The following is a 23,114-nucleotide window of genomic DNA, read 5'->3' as shown; positions in this document are numbered from 1 at the left end:
TCTTGCTCAGTTGTCGCCTTCCCGCAATCTGAACTATTTAGGGTAATAACCTGGTTAAACCGCGGAGGCTCCCGAAACGATCTCGGTGAGTTCCTGAGTGATGCTGGCCTGACGCGCCTTGTTGTATACCAACTGCAGCTCTTTGATCAGGCTACCGCCGTTATCGGTTGCGGCTTTCATCGCGACCATTCGTGCGGCCTGCTCGCTGGCCAGGTTTTCCACGACGCCCTGATAAACTTGCGATTCCACATAGCGACGCAGCAAGGTATCAAGCAGCACTTTTGGATCGGGTTCATACAGGTAATCCCAGGATTTTTTCTTCAGCTCACCGTCTTCAGAAGGCGGTAATGGCAGAAGCTGCAGTATCTGCGGTTCCTGAGACATCGTATTGACAAATTTGTTGCTGACGATGTACAGCTTGTCCAAACGACCTTCGTCGTAGGCTTGCAGCATCACCTTCACTGGGCCGATCAGATCCGACAGGGAAGGGTTATCCCCCATGCCGGTCACTTGGGCTACCACTTTGCCGCCCACGGAACCAAAGAAAGAGGCTGCTTTTGAGCCAATCAGTGCCAAATCAGCTTCGACACCTTTTTCAGACCAGCCTTTCATCTCTGCCAACAGCTTTTTGAACAGGTTGATGTTCAAGCCACCGCAGAGACCACGGTCAGTAGACACCACCAGATACCCAACGCGCTTAACATCACGCTCATCCAGGTACGGGTGCTTGTATTCCAGATTCCCTAACGCCAGGTGACCGATCACCTCGCGCATGGTCTCTGCATAAGGACGGCTGGCCGCCATGCGATCCTGCGATTTACGCATTTTGGAGGCGGCGACCATCTCCATCGCTTTAGTGATCTTTTGCGTGTTTTGCACGCTAGCGATCTTACTACGTATCTCTTTTGCGCCGGCCATCTCTGCTTCTCCTCATTGCCAGACAGCCTGCTGTCTTTCAACAGCAGGCTACTGTGCGTTACCAGGACTGGGTTGCCATGAAGCTATCGAGGATGCCTTTCAGCTTGCCTTCGATCTCATCGTTATAAGCACCAGTTTGGTTGATGTGGTTTAGCAGTTCGGCATGCTCGCGATCTGCATAAGCAACCAGAGCGGCCTCGAAGCTCACGACTTTCGCGACTTCAACGTCGTTCAGGTAGCCACGCTCAGCGGCAAACAGCACCAGAGACTGTTGTGCGACGGACATCGGCGCATACTGTTTCTGTTTCAGCAGCTCGGTCACTTTCTGACCGTGGCTCAGCTGTTTGCGGGTTGCATCGTCCAGATCGGAAGCGAACTGAGAGAACGCAGCCAGTTCACGGTACTGTGCCAGAGCGGTACGGATACCACCGGACAGTTTTTTCATGATCTTGGTCTGTGCTGCACCACCCACACGGGATACCGAGATACCCGGGTTAACTGCCGGACGAATACCGGAGTTAAACAGGTTGGATTCCAGGAAGATCTGACCATCGGTAATCGAGATTACGTTGGTCGGAACGAACGCGGAAACGTCACCCGCCTGGGTTTCAATGATCGGCAGAGCCGTCAGTGAACCGGTTTTCCCTTTGACTTCACCCTTGGTGAAAGCTTCAACGTATTCAGCGTTAACACGCGCAGCACGCTCCAGCAAACGGGAGTGCAGATAGAATACGTCACCAGGATAAGCTTCACGGCCTGGTGGACGACGAAGCAGCAGGGAAATCTGACGATAAGCAACGGCCTGCTTGGACAGGTCATCGTAAACAATCAGGGCATCTTCACCGCGATCGCGGAAGTATTCACCCATTGCGCAACCGGCATACGGAGCCAAGTATTGCAGCGCAGCGGATTCAGATGCGGTAGCCACAACCACGATGGTGTTGGCCAGTGCACCGTGCTCTTCCAGTTTGCGCACCACGTTAGCAATGGTGGACGCTTTCTGGCCGATAGCCACGTAAACACATTTGATACCAGAATCACGCTGGTTGATGATCGCATCGATCGCCAGAGCGGTTTTACCCGTCTGACGGTCACCGATCACCAGCTCACGCTGGCCACGGCCGATTGGGATCATGGCATCTACAGACTTATAACCGGTCTGTACAGGCTGATCGACCGACTGACGCTCGATAACGCCAGGTGCGATAGTTTCAACCGGGGAGAAGCCGTCATGCTCAACCGGGCCTTTACCGTCGATAGGTGCACCCAGAGTGTTAACCACGCGGCCCAGCAGACCACGGCCTACTGGAACTTCCAGAATACGGCCGGTGCATTTTACCTTCATGCCTTCGGCCAGATCCGCGTACGGACCCATAACCACGGCACCTACAGAGTCACGCTCCAGGTTCAATGCGATTGCATAACGGTTGCCTGGCAGTGCGATCATTTCGCCCTGCATAACATCGGCCAGACCGTGTACGCGGATGATCCCGTCACTGACGGAAACGATAGTACCTTCATTGTGAGCTTCGCTCACCACATTGAACTGAGCAATGCGCTGCTTGATCAGTTCGCTGATTTCGGTGGAATTCAGTTGCATGCTCCAGTCCCCTTAAGACTGCAAGACGTCTGCCAGGCGTTCAAGACGACCGCGAACGCTGCCATCAATCACCATATCGCCAGCACGGATAATTACGCCGGCCAGTACAGACTTGTCAATTTTGCAATTCAGCTTAACTTTGCGTGACAGACGTTTTTCCATCGCAGCGGCAATCTTGGCCTGCTGTTCATCGCTCAGTGCGCTCGAAGAGAGCACGTCGACTTCGATAGTGGATTCCAGCGCAGCACGCAGTTCTATGAACTGTTGCAGTACCGCAGGAAGAACCAGTAAACGTCCATTTTCGGCCATTACACGGATAAAGTTCTGGCCATGTTCGTCGAGCTCATCACCACATACCGCAGTGAACGTCTTGGACAGCGTTTCTGGTGCAACAGCACCGGAAAGCAATTCAGCCATCTGTTCGTTGCGGGTGACTTCAGCACTAAACGCCAGCATTTGCTGCCAGCGCTCTACGCTTTGGTTCTCAACGGCAAAGTCAAAAGCTGCTTTGGCGTAGGGGCGAGCTACAGTAACAAATTCAGACATCAGCCCCTCCCTCCTTACAGTTCAGCGACCAGTTTATCAACGATGTCGCTGTTAGCAGCTTCATCCACGGAACGTTCGATAATCTTCTCGGCGCCAGCAATTGCCAGCATCGCGACTTGCTTACGCAACTCTTCACGAGCGCGCTTACGTTCGGCTTCGATCTCAACCTGAGCCTGCGCCACGATTTTGTTACGTTCCTGCTCGGCTTCCGCTTTCGCTTCATCCATGATCTGAGCTTTGCGTTTGTTGGCTTGCTCGATGATCACCTGAGCTTCTGCTTTAGCAGTTTTCAGCTGGTCGGTCGCATGGGCTTGCGCTAAGTCCAAATCTTTTTTGCCACGCTCTGCAGAAGCGAGACCGTCAGCAATTTCTTTCTGACGCTTCTCAATGGCAGCCATGATCGGCGGCCATACATACTTCATACAGAACCAGACAAACAGGATGAACGAGATAGCCTGGCCGAGGATTGTTGCGTTAAGATTCACAGCACAATGCCTCTTTAAAAGTTAATAATGGGGTTTCGTTATCGAGAACCATCTCGACTTACGCGACAGCGAACATCACGTACAGACCCAGACCAACAGCGATCATCGGGATGGCGTCAACCAGACCCATAACGATAAAGAACTGTGTACGCAGCAGAGGAATCAGATCAGGCTGACGTGCAGCGCCTTCCAAGAATTTACCACCCAGGATGCCGATACCGATCGCAGCACCGATTGCCGCTAAACCCATCATAATAGCGGCAGCCATGTACAGCAGATCCATATTCAGGTTTTCCATGACAGTCTCCAGTTTATTTCAGTTTAAAAGTGCAAGTGTTTTAAGAAAATCAGTGCTCTTCAGACGCCATCGACAGATAGACGATCGTCAGAACCATGAAAATAAAGGCTTGAAGCGTAATGATCAAAATGTGGAAGATCGCCCAAGGCAAGCTCAGGACCCACTGTGACCACCACGGCAACAGGCCGGCAATAAGGATGAAGATCAACTCACCCGCATACATGTTGCCGAACAGTCGCAGACCCAGAGAAACAGGTTTGGACAGCAGGCTGACACCTTCAAGAATCAGGTTGATTGGAATAAATAACGGATGGTTGAACGGCTGCATGGTTAACTCTTTAGCAAACCCACCAATGCCTTTCATTTTGATGCTATAGAACAGAATCAGGACAAATACGGCCAAGGCCATAGACAGAGTGATGTTCACGTCAGCAGTCGGCACCACGCGCAGCGCAGGCAGCCCTGCCAACGTACCAAGATGCGGCAGGAAATCTACCGGAATCAGGTCCATCAGGTTCATCAGGAATACCCAGACGAACACGGTCAGCGCCAGTGGGGCGATAACCTTACTCTTGCCGTGGTACATATCTTTAACGCTGTTGTCGACAAACCCGACGAGCAGTTCAACGGCGGTTTGCAACTTGCCGGGAACGCCGCTGGTAGCGTTTTTAGCCACTTTGCGGAAAATCGCCAGGAAGACAACCCCGAGGACAACGGAGAAAAATATCGAGTCGATGTTAACCGACCAGAATCCCGTCCCAATCTGAAGATGCGTCAGATGGTGACCGATATACTCCTGTGGAGTGTTGATTGCTCCTGCAGACATGATGCCTCTTACCCTTATTTAGTTAAGTTCGGTAACGGTTAATCACGGTCGGTGCCACTATCTGCACCACTAACACCGCTAAATAGGTCAGGCCAAGCGGGATAAAAGCCGCTTTGAACACCCCAAGCGCCACGATCAGCAAAACGATGGTGATCACGACTTTCAATCCCTCGCCAATAGCAAACGACCATGCCACCCTGCCGGGCGCTGGCGTTTGCGCCTGATGGCGCAAGGCAAACAGCATAAACATGGCATTCGGCAACCAGGCAGCAAAACCACCCGCCAACGCCGAGCCGCTCCATTCCAGGCTTTTCAGCCCGAAAGCAGCGCTGATCAGAACAAAGGTCATTAACTGCAGGAACAGCAGTTTGCGTGCTACTTTTCCGCTGTAAAGGGACACAGACATGACGTTTGTTCTCTCCGTACCCTAAGGGGTATGCTGAGTGACGTATGAAACTGTCTTTGCTGTTTTGAGTCAAGCAGCCAAAAACGAGCAAATTATACGGGCCACTCCAACGAATTCAATCGATAAGTAGCGAAAAGGTGAACAATTATTTAAATTTCCCTTTTTCGAGCGGCTTTCGCAAGAAAATAGCCGGAATAATCGCACAGGTTTAATTGTCTGATTATTCCTGCGTTGCGCCAGGAAATGTGCATCCGATCACAATAATAATCACCATGGATTTATACCCCACTCATTCAGCCTGAGTCTTTAGCTATTTGAGCGGTAAAAAATTATTATAAATCAAAATATTACAAGTTAACCTTTCAAAAACAATCCTTCTACCCAAGAAAAACCTTCTTTTGACATTCTCAGAACGAATATTGCAACACTAAATTAACATCGGCAGCCAGAAGGAATCTTTCACACATCATCACTAACGTGACTATTACATTCTGCAATTAAGTGCTTATTGGCATTGACACCGGCGTTTTATGTTAATAAAAAGTTATTTCGCTTAAAAAGCGTCAATTTAATTAGCCTGCTTATCTTTACATTCCACGCAGCCATTTAACCGGTACTTATTTGATTCAGAGCAAACTCAGTTTGCCTTTAGTACCACCAGATGACGTTCTCCTTCCAGTTCAGGGACATGCAAACGAATCACCGACTCCACAGTCACACCTTCTGGCAACTGCGCCAGCTCATCTTCCGGGCGAACGCCTTTCAGCGCATAAAAACGCCCCTGTCCTTTCGCTGGCAAGTGGTGGCACCAGGCCAACATATCCTGTAGCGAAGCAAAGGCACGGCTGATCACACCATCAAACGGCGGTTCGGCTGGAAAATCTTCCACACGGCTCTGTACCGGCTCGATATTTTTCAGCCCCAGTTCATGCTGCACCTGGCGCAGGAAGCGTACGCGCTTGCCCAAGCTGTCCAACAGCGTGAAATGTGAGTCAGGGCGCACAATCGCCAATGGGATCCCTGGCAGCCCTGGGCCTGTTCCCACGTCAATAAAGCGTGAACCGTGCAGATGGGGCTCAACCACGATGCTATCGAGAATATGACGTATCAGCATCTGCTGCGGATCGCGCACCGAAGTAAGGTTGTAGGCCTTGTTCCACTTGTCGAGCATACCGACATAACCCAGCAATTGCTGTTTTTGTTGATCGGGAAGCGCAATTCCTGCCGCTGAGAGCAGCGAATCTAATTTTTTTTGCACAACGGAATCCTCTGACTGAAGTGGAACAGCAAGGCAAAACGGTGCTGAGCCATGAGGCGACTATGATAATTCAGGCGTGGGGTGATGTCAGCGGCCGTTTGCTCAACGGATAAGCAAACGGCCTTGGTAAACACAGGATTTATGCACTGCGGCGCAGCAAGCCCTGCTTTTTCAGCCAGATCAGCAGAATGGAAATGGCCGCTGGGGTGATCCCTGAAATACGTGAGGCCTGGCCGATCGAGTTCGGTTTATGATCGTTAAGCTTGGCGATCACTTCATTCGATAATCCGGAAACCTGACGATAATCGAGATCCACCGGCAGCAGGGTATTCTCGTTGCGTTGCTGCTTCTCGATCTCTTCCTGCTGGCGCACGATATAGCCTTCATACTTCACCTGAATTTCCACTTGCTCAGCGGCTTGAGTATCTGCCAGTGCGGGAGCAAATGCGGCAACTCCGGTCAGTTGGGTATAATCCATCTCAGGGCGGCGCAGCAGTTCTTCACCGTTGGCTTCACGCGACAATGGTGCTTTCAACAGCGTGTTTACCTGTTCCACGTTCTCAGAATGCGGGTGCACCCAGATATCGCGCAAGCGCTGGCGTTCCTGTTCAATATGCTCCAGCTTTTCGTTGTAGCGAGCCCAGCGGATATCGTCCACCAGCCCCAGTTCACGGCCTTTTTCGGTCAGACGCAGATCGGCGTTGTCTTCGCGCAGCATCAGGCGATATTCGGCACGTGATGTAAACATACGGTACGGTTCTTTAGTGCCCAATGTGCTGAGATCGTCTACCAGTACGCCCAGATAAGCCTGATCGCGTCGTGGTGACCAACCGTCATCATCCACCGCGTAACGTCCGGCGTTCAGACCTGCCAACAGGCCTTGTGCCGCCGCTTCTTCATAGCCGGTCGTGCCGTTGATCTGGCCAGCAAAGAACAATCCTTGGATAAATTTGCTTTCCAACGTGGGCTTCAAATCGCGCGGGTCGAAGAAATCATACTCAATAGCGTAACCCGGGCGAACGATGCGGGCATTCTGCATCCCTTCCATCGAACGCACGATCTGCATCTGCACGTCAAACGGCAGGCTGGTGGAAATCCCGTTGGGATAGATCTCGTTACTGGTCAGCCCTTCCGGCTCCAGGAAGATCTGGTGAGAGTTACGATCGGCGAAGCGCATCACCTTGTCTTCGATCGATGGGCAATAGCGTGGCCCGATCCCTTCGATGATCCCGGCATACATCGGGCTGCGATCCAGATTATTGCGGATCACATCGTGGGTTTTTTCGTTGGTATGGGTGATATAGCACGGCATTTGTTGCGGATGCTGGTTGGCATTGCCCAGGAAGGAAAACACCGGGCACGGCGTATCGCCATGTTGTTCCGCCAGAACGCTGAAATCGATAGTGCGTGCATCAATACGGGGCGGTGTACCGGTTTTCAGGCGGTTAACGCGCAGAGGTAGCTCACGCAGGCGTTGTGATAACGAGATCGACGGAGGATCGCCAGCACGGCCACCGCTGTAGTTTTCCAGGCCAATGTGGATCTTGCCATCCAGGAAGGTGCCAACGGTCAGTACTACCGCTTTGGCGCGGAATTTAAGCCCCATCTGGGTCACTGCACCAACGACACGATCGTTTTCTACGATCAGATCCTCAACCGCCTGTTGGAAAATCATCAGGTTGGGTTGGTTCTCCAAAGCGGTACGGACAGCCTGGCGATACAGTACGCGATCGGCCTGAGCCCGGGTTGCCCTGACCGCAGGGCCTTTGCTGGCGTTTAGTATCCTAAACTGGATACCGGCATGATCGATCGCAGTGGCCATCAGGCCGCCAAGTGCGTCAATTTCTTTAACCAGATGCCCTTTCCCAATACCACCAATCGCCGGGTTACAGGACATTTGCCCCAGCGTGTCGATATTGTGAGTTAGTAATAAAGTCTGACGGCCCATGCGTGCTGCCGCCATGGCGGCTTCGGTACCGGCATGGCCACCACCGATGATGATGACGTCAAATTGCTCTGGATAAAACATGGAACTGCACCTCGAAGTACTTGCGAACGATCTTGATCTGCCCTGGGGGGAGGATTCTACTCAAGTTTAGACGATCGACCAAGCGCTCAGGATCGTCGTTAATTAAAAGAAGATCTTTTTTATTTAAAGATCTCTTTACTAGATCTCTTATTAGGATCGCGATCCTCTGTGGATAAGTGCTTATTCGAGATGAAGATCAGCAGATTAATGAGGATCGTTAGCTGTGAATGATCGGTGATCCTAGCGCTGATAAGCTGGGATCTAAATGGCATGTTATACACAGCCTGGAAAGCGTACAGCAGTTGTTATTGGGATAACTACTGCTTTTACCCTGCTTTTAAGCATAGTTATACACATTCGTTCGCGCGATCTTTAAGCAAATTAGAGTAAATTGATCCAATTCTTTACCCATTCCTCTGCAGGATCCTCGGGAATTTCGTGCAGGGTCACGTCGATCTCGAGTCGATCGCCGATCCTTTTAGCTCCGCGAGCCACTAAAAGATCGTCGATCTGTTTGATCGCGCCACAGAAGGTATCGTATTCAGAACTGCCCAACCCGACGGCGCCGAATGTGATCTGGGAGAGATCGGGCTGCTGTTCGACGATCTGCTCCAGCAACGGCTGCAGATTATCCGGCAGATCGCCTGCTCCATGGGTGGAGGAAACCACCAGCCAGCGGCCATTCAGCGGCAATTCATCTAATTCAGGGCCATGTAGCATTTTTGTGGAGAAACCAGCAGCTTCGAGCTGTTCAGCCAAATGTTCAGCGACGTATTCCGCACTGCCGAGCGTACTGCCACTGATCAGAGTAATGTCTGCCATAAATGATCCCAACCTTTCCGAAGAGGCAGCATTGTACGCTGTGAATGGGTTGGGATCTACCTGTGGATAATAGGGGTATATAAATTGCCGGCTAAGGCGTAATGGTGCGCATAATGGGGTTCTGCAGCGAGATCAGGGTTTCGGTTGACTGGATCTCGTCGATAGTCTGGATCTTGTTGATAAGTACCTGTTGCAACGCATCGATTGAGCGGCACATCACCTTGATAAACACGCTGTAGTGCCCAGTGGTGTAGTAAGCCTCTACCACTTCTTCCAGGCTTTCGAGCTTTCTCAATGCGGAAGGATAATCCTTGGCACTCTTTAATATGATGCCGATAAAGCAGCAGACGTCGTAACCCAGCTGTTTTGGGTTTACGTCCACCCGTGCGCCGGTAATGATGCCAGCCTGCTTCATTTTCTCTACCCGCACGTGGATCGTGCCGGGGCTGACGGCGAAAGTCTTTGCCAGTTCAGCGTAGGCGGTACGGGCATTGGCCATTAAAGCGTTGAGAATGCCGCGATCGAGATTATCGATCTGATAAATTTCCGCCATTAAATCCCCCTTTAATTGCTGATTGTTGAATTATCACCGCTTAAAAATGAACGATTAAAAACGAAAAGGCAATATTGATTAATGGATATTGAATTGTGATGCCATTCTGTTGCTTAATCGTCGGCAATTAGACAGGTTATTTAAGAGATACGGTAATGAAAAAGCAGTTTATCCAAAAACAACAACAAATCAGCTTCGTGAAATCCTTCTTTTCCCGCCAACTGGAACAACAGTTGGGCTTGATCGAGGTACAGGCACCGATCCTCAGCCGCCTGGGTGATGGCACGCAAGACAACCTTTCCGGCAGCGAGAAAGCGGTGCAGGTTAAAGTGAAAACCTTGCCAGATGCCACGTTTGAAGTGGTGCATTCCCTGGCGAAGTGGAAGCGTAAAACCCTGGGCAGCTACGATTTCAGTGCAGGCGAAGGTTTGTATACCCATATGAAAGCCCTGCGCCCGGATGAAGATCGCCTGACGCCGATCCACTCAGTGTATGTCGATCAATGGGATTGGGAACGTGTGATGGGGGATAGCGAACGCAATCTGGCCTATCTGCAAGATACCGTTACGCGCATCTATGCTTCTATAAAAGAAACGGAAGCGGCGGTGAGCCGTGAATATGGTCTGGCTCCTTTCCTGCCAGAGCAGATCCATTTTGTTCACAGTGAAACCCTGCTGCAACGCTACCCGGAGCTGGATGCCAAAGGCCGTGAGCGTGCCATTGCCAAAGAGCTGGGTGCGGTATTCCTGATTGGTATCGGTGGCAAACTGTCGCATGGCAAATCACATGACGTGCGTGCACCGGATTATGATGACTGGACGACACCGGCTGCCAATGGGTTGGCTGGCCTGAACGGCGATATCGTGGTGTGGAACCCGGTATTGCAGGATGCGTTTGAGCTGTCTTCCATGGGGATCCGCGTTGATGCTGCCGCGCTTAAGCATCAGTTGGCGCTGACCGACGATCAGGATCGCCTGAAGCTGGAATGGCATCAGTCATTACTGCGTGGTGAAATGCCGCAAACCATCGGTGGCGGCATCGGTCAATCACGCTTGGTGATGCTGCTGCTGCAACTGTCGCATATTGGCCAAGTGCAGTGTGGCGTGTGGGCACCCGAAGTGCGTGAAGCGGTTGAAGGCCTGCTGTAAGCTGTTTTCAGCGCCGCCAGCGGCGCATTAAGCGGCTTTTTAACCCGGTATCAAAGCGCCAGATATGATCGAAGATGCGCATGATGCCGGGTTTGCCATAGGCAGACATCGCCACCGCATGAAAACGCTGCTGGTGGCTTTGCTGCTGTAATTTCACCTTTTTTATCACCTCGTCTGGCAAGCGCTGGGCAATAAAGTCAGAAATAATTACCGCATCGGCGTCGAACCAGCCACTCTCCGTCATTTTGCTGGCCGTTGCGCTCAGGCAGGCGGCCAGATCGGTTCCGCCGCGAAAATGCTGGCCGAGAAAGCGCACCGCTTGTTCAATACCGCTGGCGGCGGTGAGTTCGTAATGCACAATCTGATTGGCAAACAGCATGATATAGCAGCGGCGGTTGTCGGCCAGCGCGATGCGCAATAAGGCCAGGCAGAAGGCTTTGGCGCACTGTTCGTTAAAACCGCCCATTGAACCGGAAGTATCAACGCAAACGATAAAAGGCCCATGTGGCTGTTGATCCTGCTGTTTATGGGCGACCGGGCGCATCATGATCTGTTCCTGCCAGGCGTCGCCTTGCAGGCGATAACTCAGCAAACGCTTTTCCAGCAGCCGGCGGTAAAACTCAAACTCCAGTTCTTCAATGCCCAACGTCGCCAGTTCAGGTGGCAATAAACGCAGGATATCGTCACTTTGGTGAATACCGCTGACCTCTTCTGGCTGAATGGCGGGAACCTGTACCATGACCCTGAACGGTTCCGGTTGTGCATCCTGCTGAAGCACCGCTTTTGCTTCATAGCTGCGCCCTAACTGCTGCGCCAGTTTTTGTAATTCCGGCTGCTGTTGCAGGAAATTACCGTATTCCACCAGCCGCTGATAGTCGCCGCGCTGCAAATGCCCTTTGCTCATGTCCCACAAACGCCCGGCGGCGGTGTCGTTTTCTGCCAGCAGCGGTTCCAGCGCGCCGCTCAGTGCCAACCGTTCCTGCAGCTCAGCCAGTAACTGTTCACGTTCCTGTTCAAGCAACTGGTGGTGCAGCATGGTCGCCTGCAGCGTCAGGCTGATGCGCCAGCGTTGTAAAAACAGGGTTTGGAAACTGTCTGGATGGTTGGCCAGATCGGCGGCGTCAGCCAGATCTTGTGCCTGTTTATAAAATGGCGAAATCAATTGGCGCAGCAGTTCGAGCGTATCGTTGAGATGATGAAAGAATTGGGCGTTATTTTCCAACTGGCACTGCTGGTATCGGTAAAACTCCTGCGCCAGTGCGGGGGGGACCATTGCCTGATGAATACGTTCTTTTAGCTGCAATCGCCAACGTGGCAGATCGCGGTTCAACGCTCGGCGTATCGCCGGGAATTTATTGAAAAACATCATTAGCTGTGGGGCTGCCAACATGCCAATGATCATCTCTTCAATCAGTTCCCCTTCGGCGATCGACAGCAACAGATCAATCGTTTCAAGGCTGAGCATCGTTATTGACCGCGCATCTGCTGGTACTGCTGCTTAATTTGTTCGGCAACCTGCAGCAGGCTGGCTTCAATCTTCGCCAGGCCGCTGGCGGGAGTGAATAGGCATGGTTGATGCTGGCTGAATAACCGGCGTTGTTCCGCCAGGCGCTGGGTCAATGTTTCCATTTCGTCCAGCAGCGCCTGCGGTGTGCCACCGGTTGGTTTACCCGCTGAAGCCAATAATGACGGCTGACGGCTGACGTCCAGCACCGTCAAGTGCAATTGCTCATCCACTTCCAGTTCGATCTGCTGGGCAAAACCAATGCCGTTCAATTTAGCCCGCACATCACCCCCTTTTTGTAGCCAGCTTTCCAATGCGCTGCTTTCGATACTGAGGTGGTTAACCTGGATATCATGCAGTTGCAGCGGTTTTTGCAGCAGCAGGGTCAAGGTGCTGCCAGCGAGCGGCGTTGCCAGCGCATACTGCGGTTTGCGGCTGAACATACCGCCTTTTTTTATCAAGTAAATTGCTTGGCGATCGCTTTGCTGCTGCTGGTGTTGCATCCAACGGGTATGCGTCTGCTGTAGCTGGATTAACAACGTCTGTTGCTGATAGGCCTGTTCAGCCAGCAGTTGGTCGATTTGCTGCTGCAGCAGTTTCAACGACGTGAGATCGTGCCACAGGCAGTCTTTCAGCAGCATTAAATCCAGCGGAGCAATGGTATCGCGGCCGCTGAAGAATGCACTGGCCTGCAGCAAGCGCAGGGATTTTTTCCAGCGGCGGTCGGAAACATAAGGAGCCTGTTCCAAGGCATCCAGGCGCTGGCGCAGCATAAAGATCAGCTCAAAGCAGTTTTCCGGCAGTTTGACTTTATCGATCTGCGGCTGCCACTGGTGGAATTCTTCATCGCTGATGCTCAATGCTTCAGGCACCGGGTTTTCACTTTCACTCTGGCGGTTGACCAGCAAAGAACGGAAGTTCTGCTTATCCTGCACTTTATCGAGCCACAGGCGGATCAGCATCCGGTCATACAAGGCCTCAAGGCTGTTGTCGGCTTCCGGCAGTTCGTTGGAAGCGGTGACCAGCAGGCGCAGTGGAATGGGATCTTCACTGTTGCCATTACGAAAGCGGCGTTCGTTGATCGCCGTCAGCAGCGTATTGAGGATCGCCGGGCCAGCCTTCCAGATCTCATCAAGAAACACGATTTCTGCTTCGGGTAAATAACCAGAGGTTAGGCGCTGGTAGCGCCCTTCATCTTTTAACGCCTGAATTGACAAGGGGCCAAACACTTCTTCCGGCGTGGAAAAACGCGTCATCAGATATTCGAAGGAGCGGGCACTGCGGAAAGCGAATTTCAGCCGACGGGCGATCAGGCTTTTGGCGATCCCCGGCGGGCCTAACAGGAACACGCTTTCGCCGCATAACGCAGCCAGCAGGCATAAGCGGATGGCTTCCTGCCGTTCATAAAGGCCGCTCTCCAGCGCACTGCTGAGGCGGGAAATACGTTCTGCCAGAAGGGGTGATGACGCCATAAATAATCCGCGTTGTCCGTGGGTTAAGGCCAGTTTAGTTGGCGGTTAATCAATCTTGCTGCAGAATTCGATGATAAACCACCTTTTTCTAAAAGACATAGCCTGTTGATTAGTATTATTTTTCTGTTATCAACAGGATATCTGGTTCACATTTTGTTGATTTTTAGCGGCAGAGATAAGGATGGGTAACCACGATAAATGGTGCATACTGTGCGCCTTTTATCTCCTTTGTCTTTCAAGCCATGGCATCATCGGTTGCTTAATTGCGCTTGAAATCCATTCGGGAACGTGGGCGTAACGGATCATTAAGAGCCCGTATCTTTAGCTTGGTGCGGATGTAACGGCTGACGGATGTTCCAGTAAAAGAAACGAACTATGAGCACAGAGCGTAAACAGTCTTTATCGGCGGTAACCTTGGCGGCTATCGGGGTGGTTTACGGCGATATCGGCACCAGCCCTCTCTATACCTTGAGAGAGTGTTTCTCCGGCCATTATGGTTTTGATGTCCGTCCAGATGTGGTTTTTGGTTTTCTTTCCCTGATCTTCTGGATGCTGGTTGTTATCGTTTCCCTGAAGTATCTCACCTATGTGATGCGCGCAGATAACGCCGGTGAAGGCGGTATTCTGACGTTGATGTCGTTGGCCGGGCGCAATACCTCGCCGCGCACAACCTCATGGTTGGTGATCCTTGGCCTGATTGGCGGCAGTTTCTTCTACGGTGAGGTGGTGATCACCCCGGCAATCTCGGTGATGTCGGCCATCGAGGGGCTGGAAATCGCCGCGCCGTCGCTTGATCCTTACATTGTACCGCTGTCGATTCTGGTGCTGACCTTATTGTTCGTTATTCAAAAGCATGGCACCAGCAGCGTCGGTAAGCTGTTTGCTCCGGTGATGTTGCTGTGGTTCATTGCCTTGGCTTTGCTGGGTTTACGCAGCATTATTGATAATCCCGAAGTGCTACAGGCGTTGAATCCGAAGTGGGCGCTGAACTTCTTTATTGAATATAAGAAAGTCTCGTTCTTTGCGCTTGGTGCGGTGGTGCTGTCGATTACCGGCGTAGAGGCTCTGTATGCTGATATGGGGCATTTTGGTAAATTCCCGATCCGCCTGGCCTGGTTTACGGTAGTACTACCTTCCCTGGTGCTTAACTATTTTGGTCAGGGGGCGCTGCTGTTGAAAAACCCTGAGGCGATCAAGAACCCTTTCTTCCTGCTGGCACCTGACTGGGCGCTGATTCCGTTACTGATCCTGGCGACCTTGGCCACGGTGATCGCCTCGCAGGCGGTGATTTCTGGCGTATTCTCTCTGACACGGCAGGCGGTGCGTTTGGGGTATCTGTCGCCGATGCGTATTATCCACACCTCTGAGATGGAGTCGGGCCAAATCTATATTCCGGTCGTCAACTGGATACTGTACATCTCCGTCGTGCTAGTGATCGTGGGCTTTGAGCATTCAGGTAATCTGGCCGCCGCCTACGGTATTGCCGTTACCGGCACCATGGTATTAACCAGTATTCTTATCACATCGGTAGCGCTTAAAAACTGGCACTGGAACCGCTTCCTGGTGTTAGGCACCCTGACTATCCTGCTGATTATTGATGTGCCGATGTTCTCTGCCAATGCGCTGAAACTGTTCTCTGGTGGTTGGCTACCGCTGACGTTGGCGCTGGTGATGTTCATTATCATGACTACCTGGAAAAGCGAGCGCTTCAGCCTGCTGCGGCGTATCCATGAGCATGGCAATTCCCTTGAGGCGATGATTGCCTCGCTGGAAAAATCCCCGCCGGTGCGCGTGCCTGGCACCGCCGTGTTTATGTCCCGTGCGATCAACGTGATCCCCTTTGCGCTGTTGCATAACCTAAAGCACAACAAAGTGCTGCATGAGCGCGTGGTGATATTGACGTTGCGTACCGAAGACGCGCCTTATGTGCACAACATACGCCGGGTAACCATTGAACAACTGTCGCCGACTTTCTGGCGGGTGGTTGCCAGCTATGGCTGGCGTGAAACCCCGAATGTGGAAGAGGTATTCCACCGCTGCGGTTTGGAAGGGTTGCCGTGCCGAATGATGGAAACCTCGTTCTTTATGTCACATGAGTCGCTGATCCTGACCAAGCGGCCATGGTATCTGTTCCTGCGTGGTAAACTGTTTATTGCCCTGAGCCGCAACGCACTGCGCGCGCCCGATCAATTTGAGATCCCGCCAAACCGCGTTATCGAACTGGGAACCCAGGTCGAGATATAACGTTTTAAAGGCTCAGCTCATCAACTGAGCCTTTTTCTTTGTATCTTTGTCGACTGCGAGCGAAACGTTTCGATTGCGATCACATTTTTGCAACTTCACCATTGCCTTCCCCTGTTGTTTTTTTAAACTCTTCAACGAGCGAAACGTTTCGCTGTTGGAGTGAGAACATGAAAAAAGGCGTACTACTGAATTCTGATGTTTCTGCCGTGGTGTCCCGCCTCGGTCATACCGATCAGATCACCATTTGCGATGCGGGGTTGCCGATCCCGGCAGGAACGCAGCGTATCGATCTGGCGCTGACCCAAGGAGTACCGACGTTTTTACAGGTGGTCGGGGTGGTCACACAGGAAATGCAGGTAGAAAACGCTATCCTGGCGGAAGAGATAGTTAAACAAAATCCGTCGCTCCATGAAGCGTTATTAGCTCAATTGCAACAACTTAGCCAACACCAGGGAAACACCATAAGCGTGAGCTATATCAGCCACAGCGAGTTTAAAACACAAACCGAGCACAGCCGAGCGGTGATCCGCAGTGGAGAATGTTCGCCATATGCCAACGTCATTCTCTGCTCCGGCGTCACTTTCTGAGGCATCTATGCAACCGTTACTGCAACTGCAAGGGATCGATAAAGCCTTTCCCGGCGTCAAAGCGCTTTCGGGTGCCGCTCTCAGCGTCTATCCCGGTAGGGTGATGGCGCTGGTGGGGGAAAACGGCGCCGGGAAATCCACCATGATGAAAGTGCTGACCGGCATCTATAGCAAAGATGCGGGCAGCCAGCATTTTCTGGGTAAAGAGGTGGTGTTTAACGGCCCGAAAGATTCTCAGGAAGCGGGTATCGGCATCATTCATCAGGAACTGAACCTGATCCCACAACTGACCATTGCCGAGAATATTTTTCTTGGCCGTGAGTTCGTTAACCGTTTTGGCCGCATTGACTGGAAACGCATGTATGCCGAGGCAGACAAACTGCTGGCACGCCTGAATCTGCGCTACAGCAGCCATCGGTTGGTGGGGGAATTGTCGATTGGCGATCAGCAGATGGTCGAAATTGCCAAGGTGCTGAGCTTCGAATCGAAGGTCATCATCATGGATGAACCCACCGACGCGCTGACCGATACTGAAACCGCTTCTTTATTCAACGTCATCAATGAGCTGAAAGCCGAAGGGCGCGGCATTGTTTATATTTCCCACCGTCTGAAAGAGATCTTTGAAATCTGCGACGATGTCACCGTGTTCCGTGACGGCCAGTTTATTGCTGAACGCCCGGTCGCCGAGCTGCAAGAAGATTCGCTGATTGAGATGATGGTGGGCCGTAAGCTGGAAGAGCAGTATCCGCGCCTGAATCTGCCGCGCGGTGAAAAACGTCTGCAGGTCAGCCATGTCTCTGGCCCGGGCGTTCACGACGTCAGTTTTACCCTGTATCGTGGCGAAATTTTGGGCGTCGCTGGCCTGATGGGGGCCGGGCGCACAGAGTTGATGAAGATTCTGTACGGTGCGGCACCGCGTAACAGCGGCATCGTGAATCTTGATGGCCATGAAGTCGTCACCCATTCGCCGCAGGACGGGTTGGCAAACGGCATCGTCTATATTTCTGAAGATCGCAAGCGCGATGGCTTGGTGCTGGGGATGTCGGTGAAGGAAAACATGTCGCTGACCGCCCTGCGCTATTTCAGCCGCCGCGGTGGCAGCCTGAAACACGCTGACGAACAGCAGGCGGTGGGCGATTTTATCCGTCTGTTCAATGTTAAAACGCCGTCAATGGAACAGCCGATTGGCCTGCTTTCTGGTGGTAACCAGCAGAAAGTGGCGATCGCCCGCGGGTTAATGACCCGGCCAAAGGTGCTGATCCTTGATGAACCCACACGTGGCGTCGATGTCGGTGCCAAGAAAGAGATCTATCAGTTAATCAACCAGTTCAAACAGGAAGGGCTGAGTATCATTCTGGTGTCTTCGGAAATGCCGGAGGTGCTTGGTATGAGCGATCGCATTCTGGTGATGCACGAAGGCCACCTCAGCGGTGAATTCCCGATTGAACAGGCCACTCAGGAAGTGTTGATGGCAGCGGCCGTCGGCAAGCAATACGGCGTAAAGCAGGAGTAATCAGATATGAGTTCCCAGACTATCACAGCTAAGCGCTGGTTCAGTAAAGAGTGGCTGCTAGAGCAGAAATCACTGATCGCGCTGTTGGTGCTGATCGCTGTGGTGTCTTCAATGAGCCCGAATTTCTTCACCGTCAATAATCTGTTTAATATTCTGCAGCAAACGTCGGTGAACGCCATTATGGCGGTGGGCATGACGCTGGTGATACTGACTTCCGGTATCGATTTGTCGGTAGGTTCATTGCTGGCGTTGACCGGTGCGGTAGCGGCGTCGATCGTCGGCTTTGAAATCAATGCGGTGGTCGCCGTGGCGGCCGCCTTGGCGCTGGGGGCCGCTGTGGGGGCCTGTACCGGAGTGATCGTTGCCAAAGGCAAGGTGCAGGCGTTTATCGCCACGCTGGTAATGATGCTGTTGCTGCGCGGTGTGACCATGGTGTATACCAACGGCAGCCCGATCAACACCGGGTTTACCGATGTGGCTGATGCGTTCGGCTGGTTCGGTATCGGCCGCCCATTGGGGGTGCCAACCCCGATCTGGATTATGGCGATCGTGTTTATCGCCGCATGGTACATGCTGCATCACACCCGCCTGGGGCGCTACATTTATGCACTGGGTGGAAACGAAGCTGCTACCCGCTTGTCCGGCATCAGCGTCGATAAAGTGAAGATTATCGTTTATTCGCTGTGTGGGTTGCTGGCAGCTCTGGCCGGCGTTATCGAAGTGGCCCGTCTGTCATCCGCACAGCCAACCGCCGGTACTGGCTATGAGCTGGATGCCATTGCGGCGGTAGTGTTGGGGGGCACCAGTTTGGCAGGGGGCAAAGGGCGTATTGTTGGCACACTGATCGGTGCGCTGATCCTCGGCTTCCTGAACAATGGTTTGAATTTGTTGGGCGTTTCTTCCTACTACCAAATGATCGTGAAAGCAGCCGTAATTTTGCTGGCGGTTCTGGTAGATAACAAAAAGCAGTAAGTCTCTTTAGAGGCGGGCTTGCCGGCCCGCAGTATTCACGGGCACTTCTTCTCTTACAGGAATCACGAACATGAAAATGAAAAAACTGGCTGTTTTCGCTTCGGCTATCGCTTTGTCGGCGACTCTGAGTGCTAATGCGCTGGCTAAAGACACTATCGCGCTGGTGGTTTCGACGCTGAACAACCCGTTCTTTGTTTCGATGAAAGACGGTGCACAACAGGAAGCTAACAAACTGGGTTACAACCTGGTGGTGCTGGATTCGCAGAACAACCCGGCAAAAGAACTGGCCAACGTGCAGGATCTGATGGTGCAACAGCCAAAACTGCTGCTGATCAACCCGACCGATTCTGACGCTGTCGGTAACGCAATCAAGATGGCCAACCAGGCCAAGATCCCGGTGATCACTCTGGACCGTGCGGCGGCTAAAGGTGAAGTGGTCAGCCACATTGCTTCCGATAACCGTGCAGGCGGTAAAATGGCCGGTGACTTCATTGCCAAGAAAGCGGGTGCAGACGCTAAAGTGATCCAACTGGAAGGTATTGCAGGGACTTCGGCGGCACGTGAGCGTGGTGAAGGCTTCAAACAGTCTCTGGAGCAGAACAAATTCAAACTGCTTGCCAGCCAACCGGCGGACTTTGATCGTACTAAAGGCTTGAACGTGATGCAGAACCTGCTGACCGCACATCCAGACGTGCAGGCGGTGTTCGCTCAGAACGATGAAATGGCGCTGGGCGCACTGCGTGCGTTGCAAACTGCTGGCAAAACCGATGTGGTCGTCGTGGGCTTTGATGGCACCGATGACGGTGTGAAAGCGGTTGAAGGTGGCAAACTGGCTGCAACCGTGGCACAGCGCCCAGATCAAATCGGGGTGATTGGTATTGAAACTGCCGATAAAGTGTTAAAAGGCGAAAAAGTGCCAGCCACTATTCCGGTCGATTTGAAGCTGGTGACCAAGTAAGTCATACCCTTCACGTTGCTGCCAGGCGGCAACGTGAATCTCTGGGTAAGCAATTTCAGGAATCAATGCGATGGAAACAGGAAAGCTGGTGGTTCTGGGCAGTATCAATGCCGACCATATCCTTAATATTGAACAGTTTCCCCACCCAGGTGAAACGGTGATCGGGAAGCAGTATAACGTCGCTTTCGGTGGTAAAGGTGCCAACCAGGCTGTTGCAGCCGGGCGCAGTGGCGCGGAGATCGCCTTTATCGCCTGTGTTGGGGCTGATGATATGGGGGAGCGTATTCGCCAGCAACTGGTTACCGATCGCATTGACACTCAACCGATAGAAGCCATTGCCAACAAAACCACCGGCGTTGCGCTGATTTTTGTTAATGCCGACGGTGAGAACGTGATCGGCATTGATGCGGGGGCCAATGCGGCCCTGACTCCAGAGTATCTCAATCGCTATCAGCAGAAAGTGATTGATGCTGATGCGCTACTGATGCAGCTCGAATCTCCACTTGAGACGGTGATTGCTGCTGCCAAACTGGCCAAACAACATCAAACGCAGGTGATCCTCAACCCTGCTCCGGCTCGTGAGTTACCGGATGAACTACTGGCGATGATCGATATCATCACGCCAAACGAAACCGAAGCCCAGCGGCTGACCGGTATTGCCGTTAATAATGACGGTGATGCTGCTCGTGCTGCCAACGTGTTGCATGATAAAGGTATTGAATGCGTGATTATCACCCTTGGTAGCCGGGGGGTCTGGTTGAGTGAAAATCGCCGCGGCAAGCGGGTAGCAGGCTTTAAGGTGAAAGCGGTGGATACCATTGCGGCGGGGGATACGTTTAACGGTGCGCTGGTTACTGCTTTACTCGAAGGTAAAGCCATGGACGAGGCCGTGCGTTTTGCCCATGCGGCAGCCGCGATTGCCGTAACTCGCGCTGGTGCTCAGCCTTCCGTACCTTGGCGCACAGAGATCGACGCCTTCCTGCAGCAACAGGGGTAATGTTTTGGCTACCATGAAAGATGTTGCCCGTCTGGCAGGTGTTTCAACCTCGACGGTATCGCACGTGATCAATAACAATCGCTTTGTCAGCGACAGCGTGCGCAGTAAAGTCATGGCGGCCGTCGAACAGCTTAATTATGCCCCGTCAGCATTGGCTCGCAGCCTGAAGCTCAATACCACGCATACTATCGGTATGCTGGTCACCTCGAGTAATAACCCATTTTATGCCGAAGTGGTGCGTGGTGTGGAGCGTAGCTGCTATGAACGCGGCTATAGCCTGATCCTGTGCAATACCGAAGAAGATGCCGCGCGTATGAACCGCAGCATGGAAACCTTGTTGCAAAAGCGTGTCGATGGCTTGCTGTTGATGTGTACTGAAAGCCATCGCCCGTCGCCGGACGCGCTCAGCCGTTATCCCTCTTTACCTATTGTGATGATGGATTGGGCACCGTTTGAAGGGGCTAACGATGTTATTCAGGATAACTCGTTGCTGGGTGGTGAAATGGCAACCGATCATCTGATTAGCCGTGGTTATCGCAAAATCGCCTGCATTGCCGGGCCGCAGGATAAAACCACCGCATGTCATCGTCTGGCGGGTTATCGCCGCGCGATGCAACGTGCCGGGCTCAATATTCCGCCGGCTTATGAAGTGCATTGCAATTTTGAATTTGAGGGGGGTGTTCAAGCTATGCAGCAACTGCTGGCGTTAGCCGAACCACCGCAGGCGGTGTTTGCCGGGAACGATGCGATCGCCGTGGGGATTTACCAAGCTTTGTACCAGGTTGGATTGGTGGTGCCGCAGGATATGGCCGTCATCGGGTATGATGATATTGAATTGGCTAAATACCTGACGCCGCCGCTCAGCACGATCCATCAACCGAAAGACTCTCTGGGGGAACTGGCCATTGATGCGTTGATCAATCGGCTGCAACACCCCGAACGTGATGCTCAAGTTCTGGTGTTGACGCCTGAACTGGTGGATCGCGCCTCCGTTGGCCACCTTATATAAAGAAGATTACGCGTTATCTTGTAGCAGAGCTTGGCATGCGGCCATGGCTGTTGCACTGTCTCCTGCCACGATGGCATCGACGATCGCCTGATGGCTTTGCAACTTAATCACTTCATTACCAGTAATTGCCCGAAAGTAGTTTTGATAAACCGAACTGAATAATTTGGCGAATGAGGTCAGGAAGGGGTTAGCGCTGGCGTTATATATTAACTGATGGTACTGGGTATCGACCTCAATCCAGCGTTCGCGATCAAAATCAGTGTGCAGCGTGCGCATCTCCTGCATCAGGTGCGTTAACTGTGATTTCTGTTGCGCAGTGGCGTTGGTGGCTGCCAGAAAACAGGCTTGAGGCTCAAGCGTGGTACGCAAAATCAGGAAGTGCTGCATTACCTGATCGAAATTCTCCTTTGTCATCCACCAAGCCAGTAAATCCTGATCGAGGAAATTCCATTGGCTTTGTGGCATTACACGCGTACCTATACGTGGGCGTGGTAATAACATGCCTTTGGCGGCCAGCATTTTTACCGCTTCCCTGACCGCTGTGCGGCTGACACCAAACTGTTCCCCCAATTCCATCTCACCCGGCAGGATGCTGCCCGCTTCATATACGCCCGCCAGAATCTGTTGGCCGAGCTTTTCTGCCAGCAGGTAAGAAAGATTGCGCTGTGCGGCCTGTTGTTGAACATCAAATTGCATGGCTGCAGGTCCTTAGTCTTGCATTGTTATCTTTCATTTTACTCTAGGGTGCATCGGCTTTAGGGCTGATTTCGGGAAAAAGTGGCAAAAATGCTGCCTTATACAGCGTTTTGCTGAAAATATCCGCGCTTGAAACATTTTTTGAATTTAGGGGTTGCGGCTGGCGCGGAACTCCCTATAATGCGCCTCCACTGACCGGGAACAACGACTGACAAGGTCGCCCAGCCAGGAAGAATCAACCCGGTGAAAACACCGTTCTCAACAGAGAAAAAA

The 23,114-nt window shown here is 52.3% G+C and carries 22 protein-coding genes; 8 read left to right on the top strand and 14 right to left on the bottom strand.

Annotated features, from left to right (window positions below; translation table 11 throughout):
- Positions 1-54: 54 nt before the first annotated feature.
- The 11 genes from atpG to asnC all read right to left on the bottom strand — a co-directional run bounded on the left by atpG (position 55) and on the right by asnC (position 9,741).
- Positions 55-918 carry a F0F1 ATP synthase subunit gamma gene (gene atpG, locus WG891_RS20070; protein WP_076943871.1) on the bottom strand — a complete coding sequence of 288 codons (864 nt, stop codon included), beginning with the start codon at positions 916-918 and terminating at the stop codon, positions 55-57.
- Between the two features lie 58 nt (positions 919-976).
- On the bottom strand, positions 977-2,518 hold the full coding sequence (atpA, locus tag WG891_RS20065) for a F0F1 ATP synthase subunit alpha (protein WP_076943872.1): 1,542 nt from the start codon (positions 2,516-2,518) through the stop codon (positions 977-979).
- Between the two features lie 12 nt (positions 2,519-2,530).
- Positions 2,531-3,064, bottom strand: a complete 534-nt coding sequence (gene atpH, locus WG891_RS20060; protein WP_076943873.1) for a F0F1 ATP synthase subunit delta — start codon at positions 3,062-3,064, stop codon at positions 2,531-2,533.
- A gap of 14 nt (positions 3,065-3,078) precedes the next feature.
- Positions 3,079-3,549 carry a F0F1 ATP synthase subunit B gene (atpF, locus tag WG891_RS20055; protein WP_076943874.1) on the bottom strand — a complete coding sequence of 157 codons (471 nt, stop codon included), beginning with the start codon at positions 3,547-3,549 and terminating at the stop codon, positions 3,079-3,081.
- A gap of 58 nt (positions 3,550-3,607) precedes the next feature.
- On the bottom strand, positions 3,608-3,847 hold the full coding sequence (gene atpE, locus WG891_RS20050; RefSeq protein ID WP_004393045.1) for a F0F1 ATP synthase subunit C: 240 nt from the start codon (positions 3,845-3,847) through the stop codon (positions 3,608-3,610).
- 49 nt (positions 3,848-3,896) lie between these two features.
- Complete coding sequence (gene atpB, locus WG891_RS20045) at positions 3,897-4,673, bottom strand: F0F1 ATP synthase subunit A (RefSeq protein WP_337264228.1); 777 nt, start codon at positions 4,671-4,673, stop codon at positions 3,897-3,899.
- Positions 4,674-4,695: 22 nt separating this feature from the next.
- Entirely contained in the window at positions 4,696-5,079 is a 384-nt protein-coding gene (gene atpI / locus WG891_RS20040) for a F0F1 ATP synthase subunit I (RefSeq protein WP_337264227.1), read from the bottom strand.
- A 637-nt stretch (positions 5,080-5,716) separates the two neighbouring features.
- On the bottom strand, positions 5,717-6,337 hold the full coding sequence (gene rsmG, locus WG891_RS20035; protein ID WP_337264226.1) for a 16S rRNA (guanine(527)-N(7))-methyltransferase RsmG: 621 nt from the start codon (positions 6,335-6,337) through the stop codon (positions 5,717-5,719).
- Positions 6,338-6,476: 139 nt separating this feature from the next.
- A complete protein-coding gene (mnmG, locus tag WG891_RS20030) occupies positions 6,477-8,366 on the bottom strand; it encodes a tRNA uridine-5-carboxymethylaminomethyl(34) synthesis enzyme MnmG (RefSeq protein WP_337264225.1) in 1,890 nt (629 codons plus the stop codon).
- A 381-nt stretch (positions 8,367-8,747) separates the two neighbouring features.
- Positions 8,748-9,188: an FMN-binding protein MioC gene (gene mioC, locus WG891_RS20025; RefSeq protein WP_076943880.1), complete on the bottom strand. Its 441-nt coding sequence runs from the start codon at positions 9,186-9,188 to the stop codon at positions 8,748-8,750.
- Positions 9,189-9,279: 91 nt separating this feature from the next.
- Entirely contained in the window at positions 9,280-9,741 is a 462-nt protein-coding gene (asnC, locus tag WG891_RS20020) for a transcriptional regulator AsnC (RefSeq protein ID WP_076943881.1), read from the bottom strand.
- A 155-nt stretch (positions 9,742-9,896) separates the two neighbouring features.
- Here asnC and asnA point away from each other — a divergent pair, with 155 nt between their 5' ends.
- Positions 9,897-10,889 (top strand): aspartate--ammonia ligase, encoded by a 993-nt coding sequence (asnA, locus tag WG891_RS20015; protein ID WP_337264224.1) that lies wholly within the window; start codon positions 9,897-9,899, stop codon positions 10,887-10,889.
- 7 nt (positions 10,890-10,896) lie between these two features.
- On the opposite strand, the gene viaA is transcribed toward asnA, so the two are convergent.
- Positions 10,897-12,354 (bottom strand): ATPase RavA stimulator ViaA, encoded by a 1,458-nt coding sequence (viaA, locus tag WG891_RS20010; protein ID WP_337264223.1) that lies wholly within the window; start codon positions 12,352-12,354, stop codon positions 10,897-10,899.
- Between the two features lie 2 nt (positions 12,355-12,356).
- Entirely contained in the window at positions 12,357-13,865 is a 1,509-nt protein-coding gene (gene ravA, locus WG891_RS20005; protein ID WP_337264222.1) for an ATPase RavA, read from the bottom strand.
- Positions 13,866-14,240: 375 nt separating this feature from the next.
- Between ravA and kup the strand changes: the two genes are divergently transcribed.
- The 7 genes from kup to rbsR all read left to right on the top strand — a co-directional run bounded on the left by kup (position 14,241) and on the right by rbsR (position 22,145).
- Entirely contained in the window at positions 14,241-16,109 is a 1,869-nt protein-coding gene (gene kup / locus WG891_RS20000; RefSeq protein ID WP_337264221.1) for a low affinity potassium transporter Kup, read from the top strand.
- 167 nt (positions 16,110-16,276) lie between these two features.
- Complete coding sequence (gene rbsD, locus WG891_RS19995) at positions 16,277-16,696, top strand: D-ribose pyranase (RefSeq protein WP_337264220.1); 420 nt, start codon at positions 16,277-16,279, stop codon at positions 16,694-16,696.
- Between the two features lie 7 nt (positions 16,697-16,703).
- The gene (gene rbsA, locus WG891_RS19990) at positions 16,704-18,209 is read left to right on the top strand and encodes a ribose ABC transporter ATP-binding protein RbsA (RefSeq protein WP_337264275.1); all 1,506 of its coding nucleotides are present in this window, start codon (positions 16,704-16,706) and stop codon (positions 18,207-18,209) included.
- A gap of 6 nt (positions 18,210-18,215) precedes the next feature.
- On the top strand, positions 18,216-19,181 hold the full coding sequence (gene rbsC, locus WG891_RS19985) for a ribose ABC transporter permease (protein WP_076943889.1): 966 nt from the start codon (positions 18,216-18,218) through the stop codon (positions 19,179-19,181).
- A 70-nt stretch (positions 19,182-19,251) separates the two neighbouring features.
- The gene (gene rbsB, locus WG891_RS19980; RefSeq protein WP_076943890.1) at positions 19,252-20,139 is read left to right on the top strand and encodes a ribose ABC transporter substrate-binding protein RbsB; all 888 of its coding nucleotides are present in this window, start codon (positions 19,252-19,254) and stop codon (positions 20,137-20,139) included.
- Between the two features lie 70 nt (positions 20,140-20,209).
- Positions 20,210-21,136 (top strand): ribokinase, encoded by a 927-nt coding sequence (gene rbsK / locus WG891_RS19975; protein ID WP_337264219.1) that lies wholly within the window; start codon positions 20,210-20,212, stop codon positions 21,134-21,136.
- Positions 21,137-21,140: 4 nt separating this feature from the next.
- The gene (rbsR, locus tag WG891_RS19970) at positions 21,141-22,145 is read left to right on the top strand and encodes a ribose operon transcriptional repressor RbsR (protein WP_337264218.1); all 1,005 of its coding nucleotides are present in this window, start codon (positions 21,141-21,143) and stop codon (positions 22,143-22,145) included.
- A gap of 6 nt (positions 22,146-22,151) precedes the next feature.
- On the opposite strand, the gene WG891_RS19965 is transcribed toward rbsR, so the two are convergent.
- Entirely contained in the window at positions 22,152-22,841 is a 690-nt protein-coding gene (locus tag WG891_RS19965) for a FadR/GntR family transcriptional regulator (RefSeq protein WP_337264217.1), read from the bottom strand.
- Positions 22,842-23,114 lie beyond the last annotated feature (273 nt).

Source organism: Serratia sp. MMO-28 (genome assembly GCF_037199905.1).
Lineage (GTDB): Bacteria > Pseudomonadota > Gammaproteobacteria > Enterobacterales > Enterobacteriaceae > Chania > Chania oryzae.
This window is presented reverse-complemented; position numbering and strand designations above follow the sequence as displayed.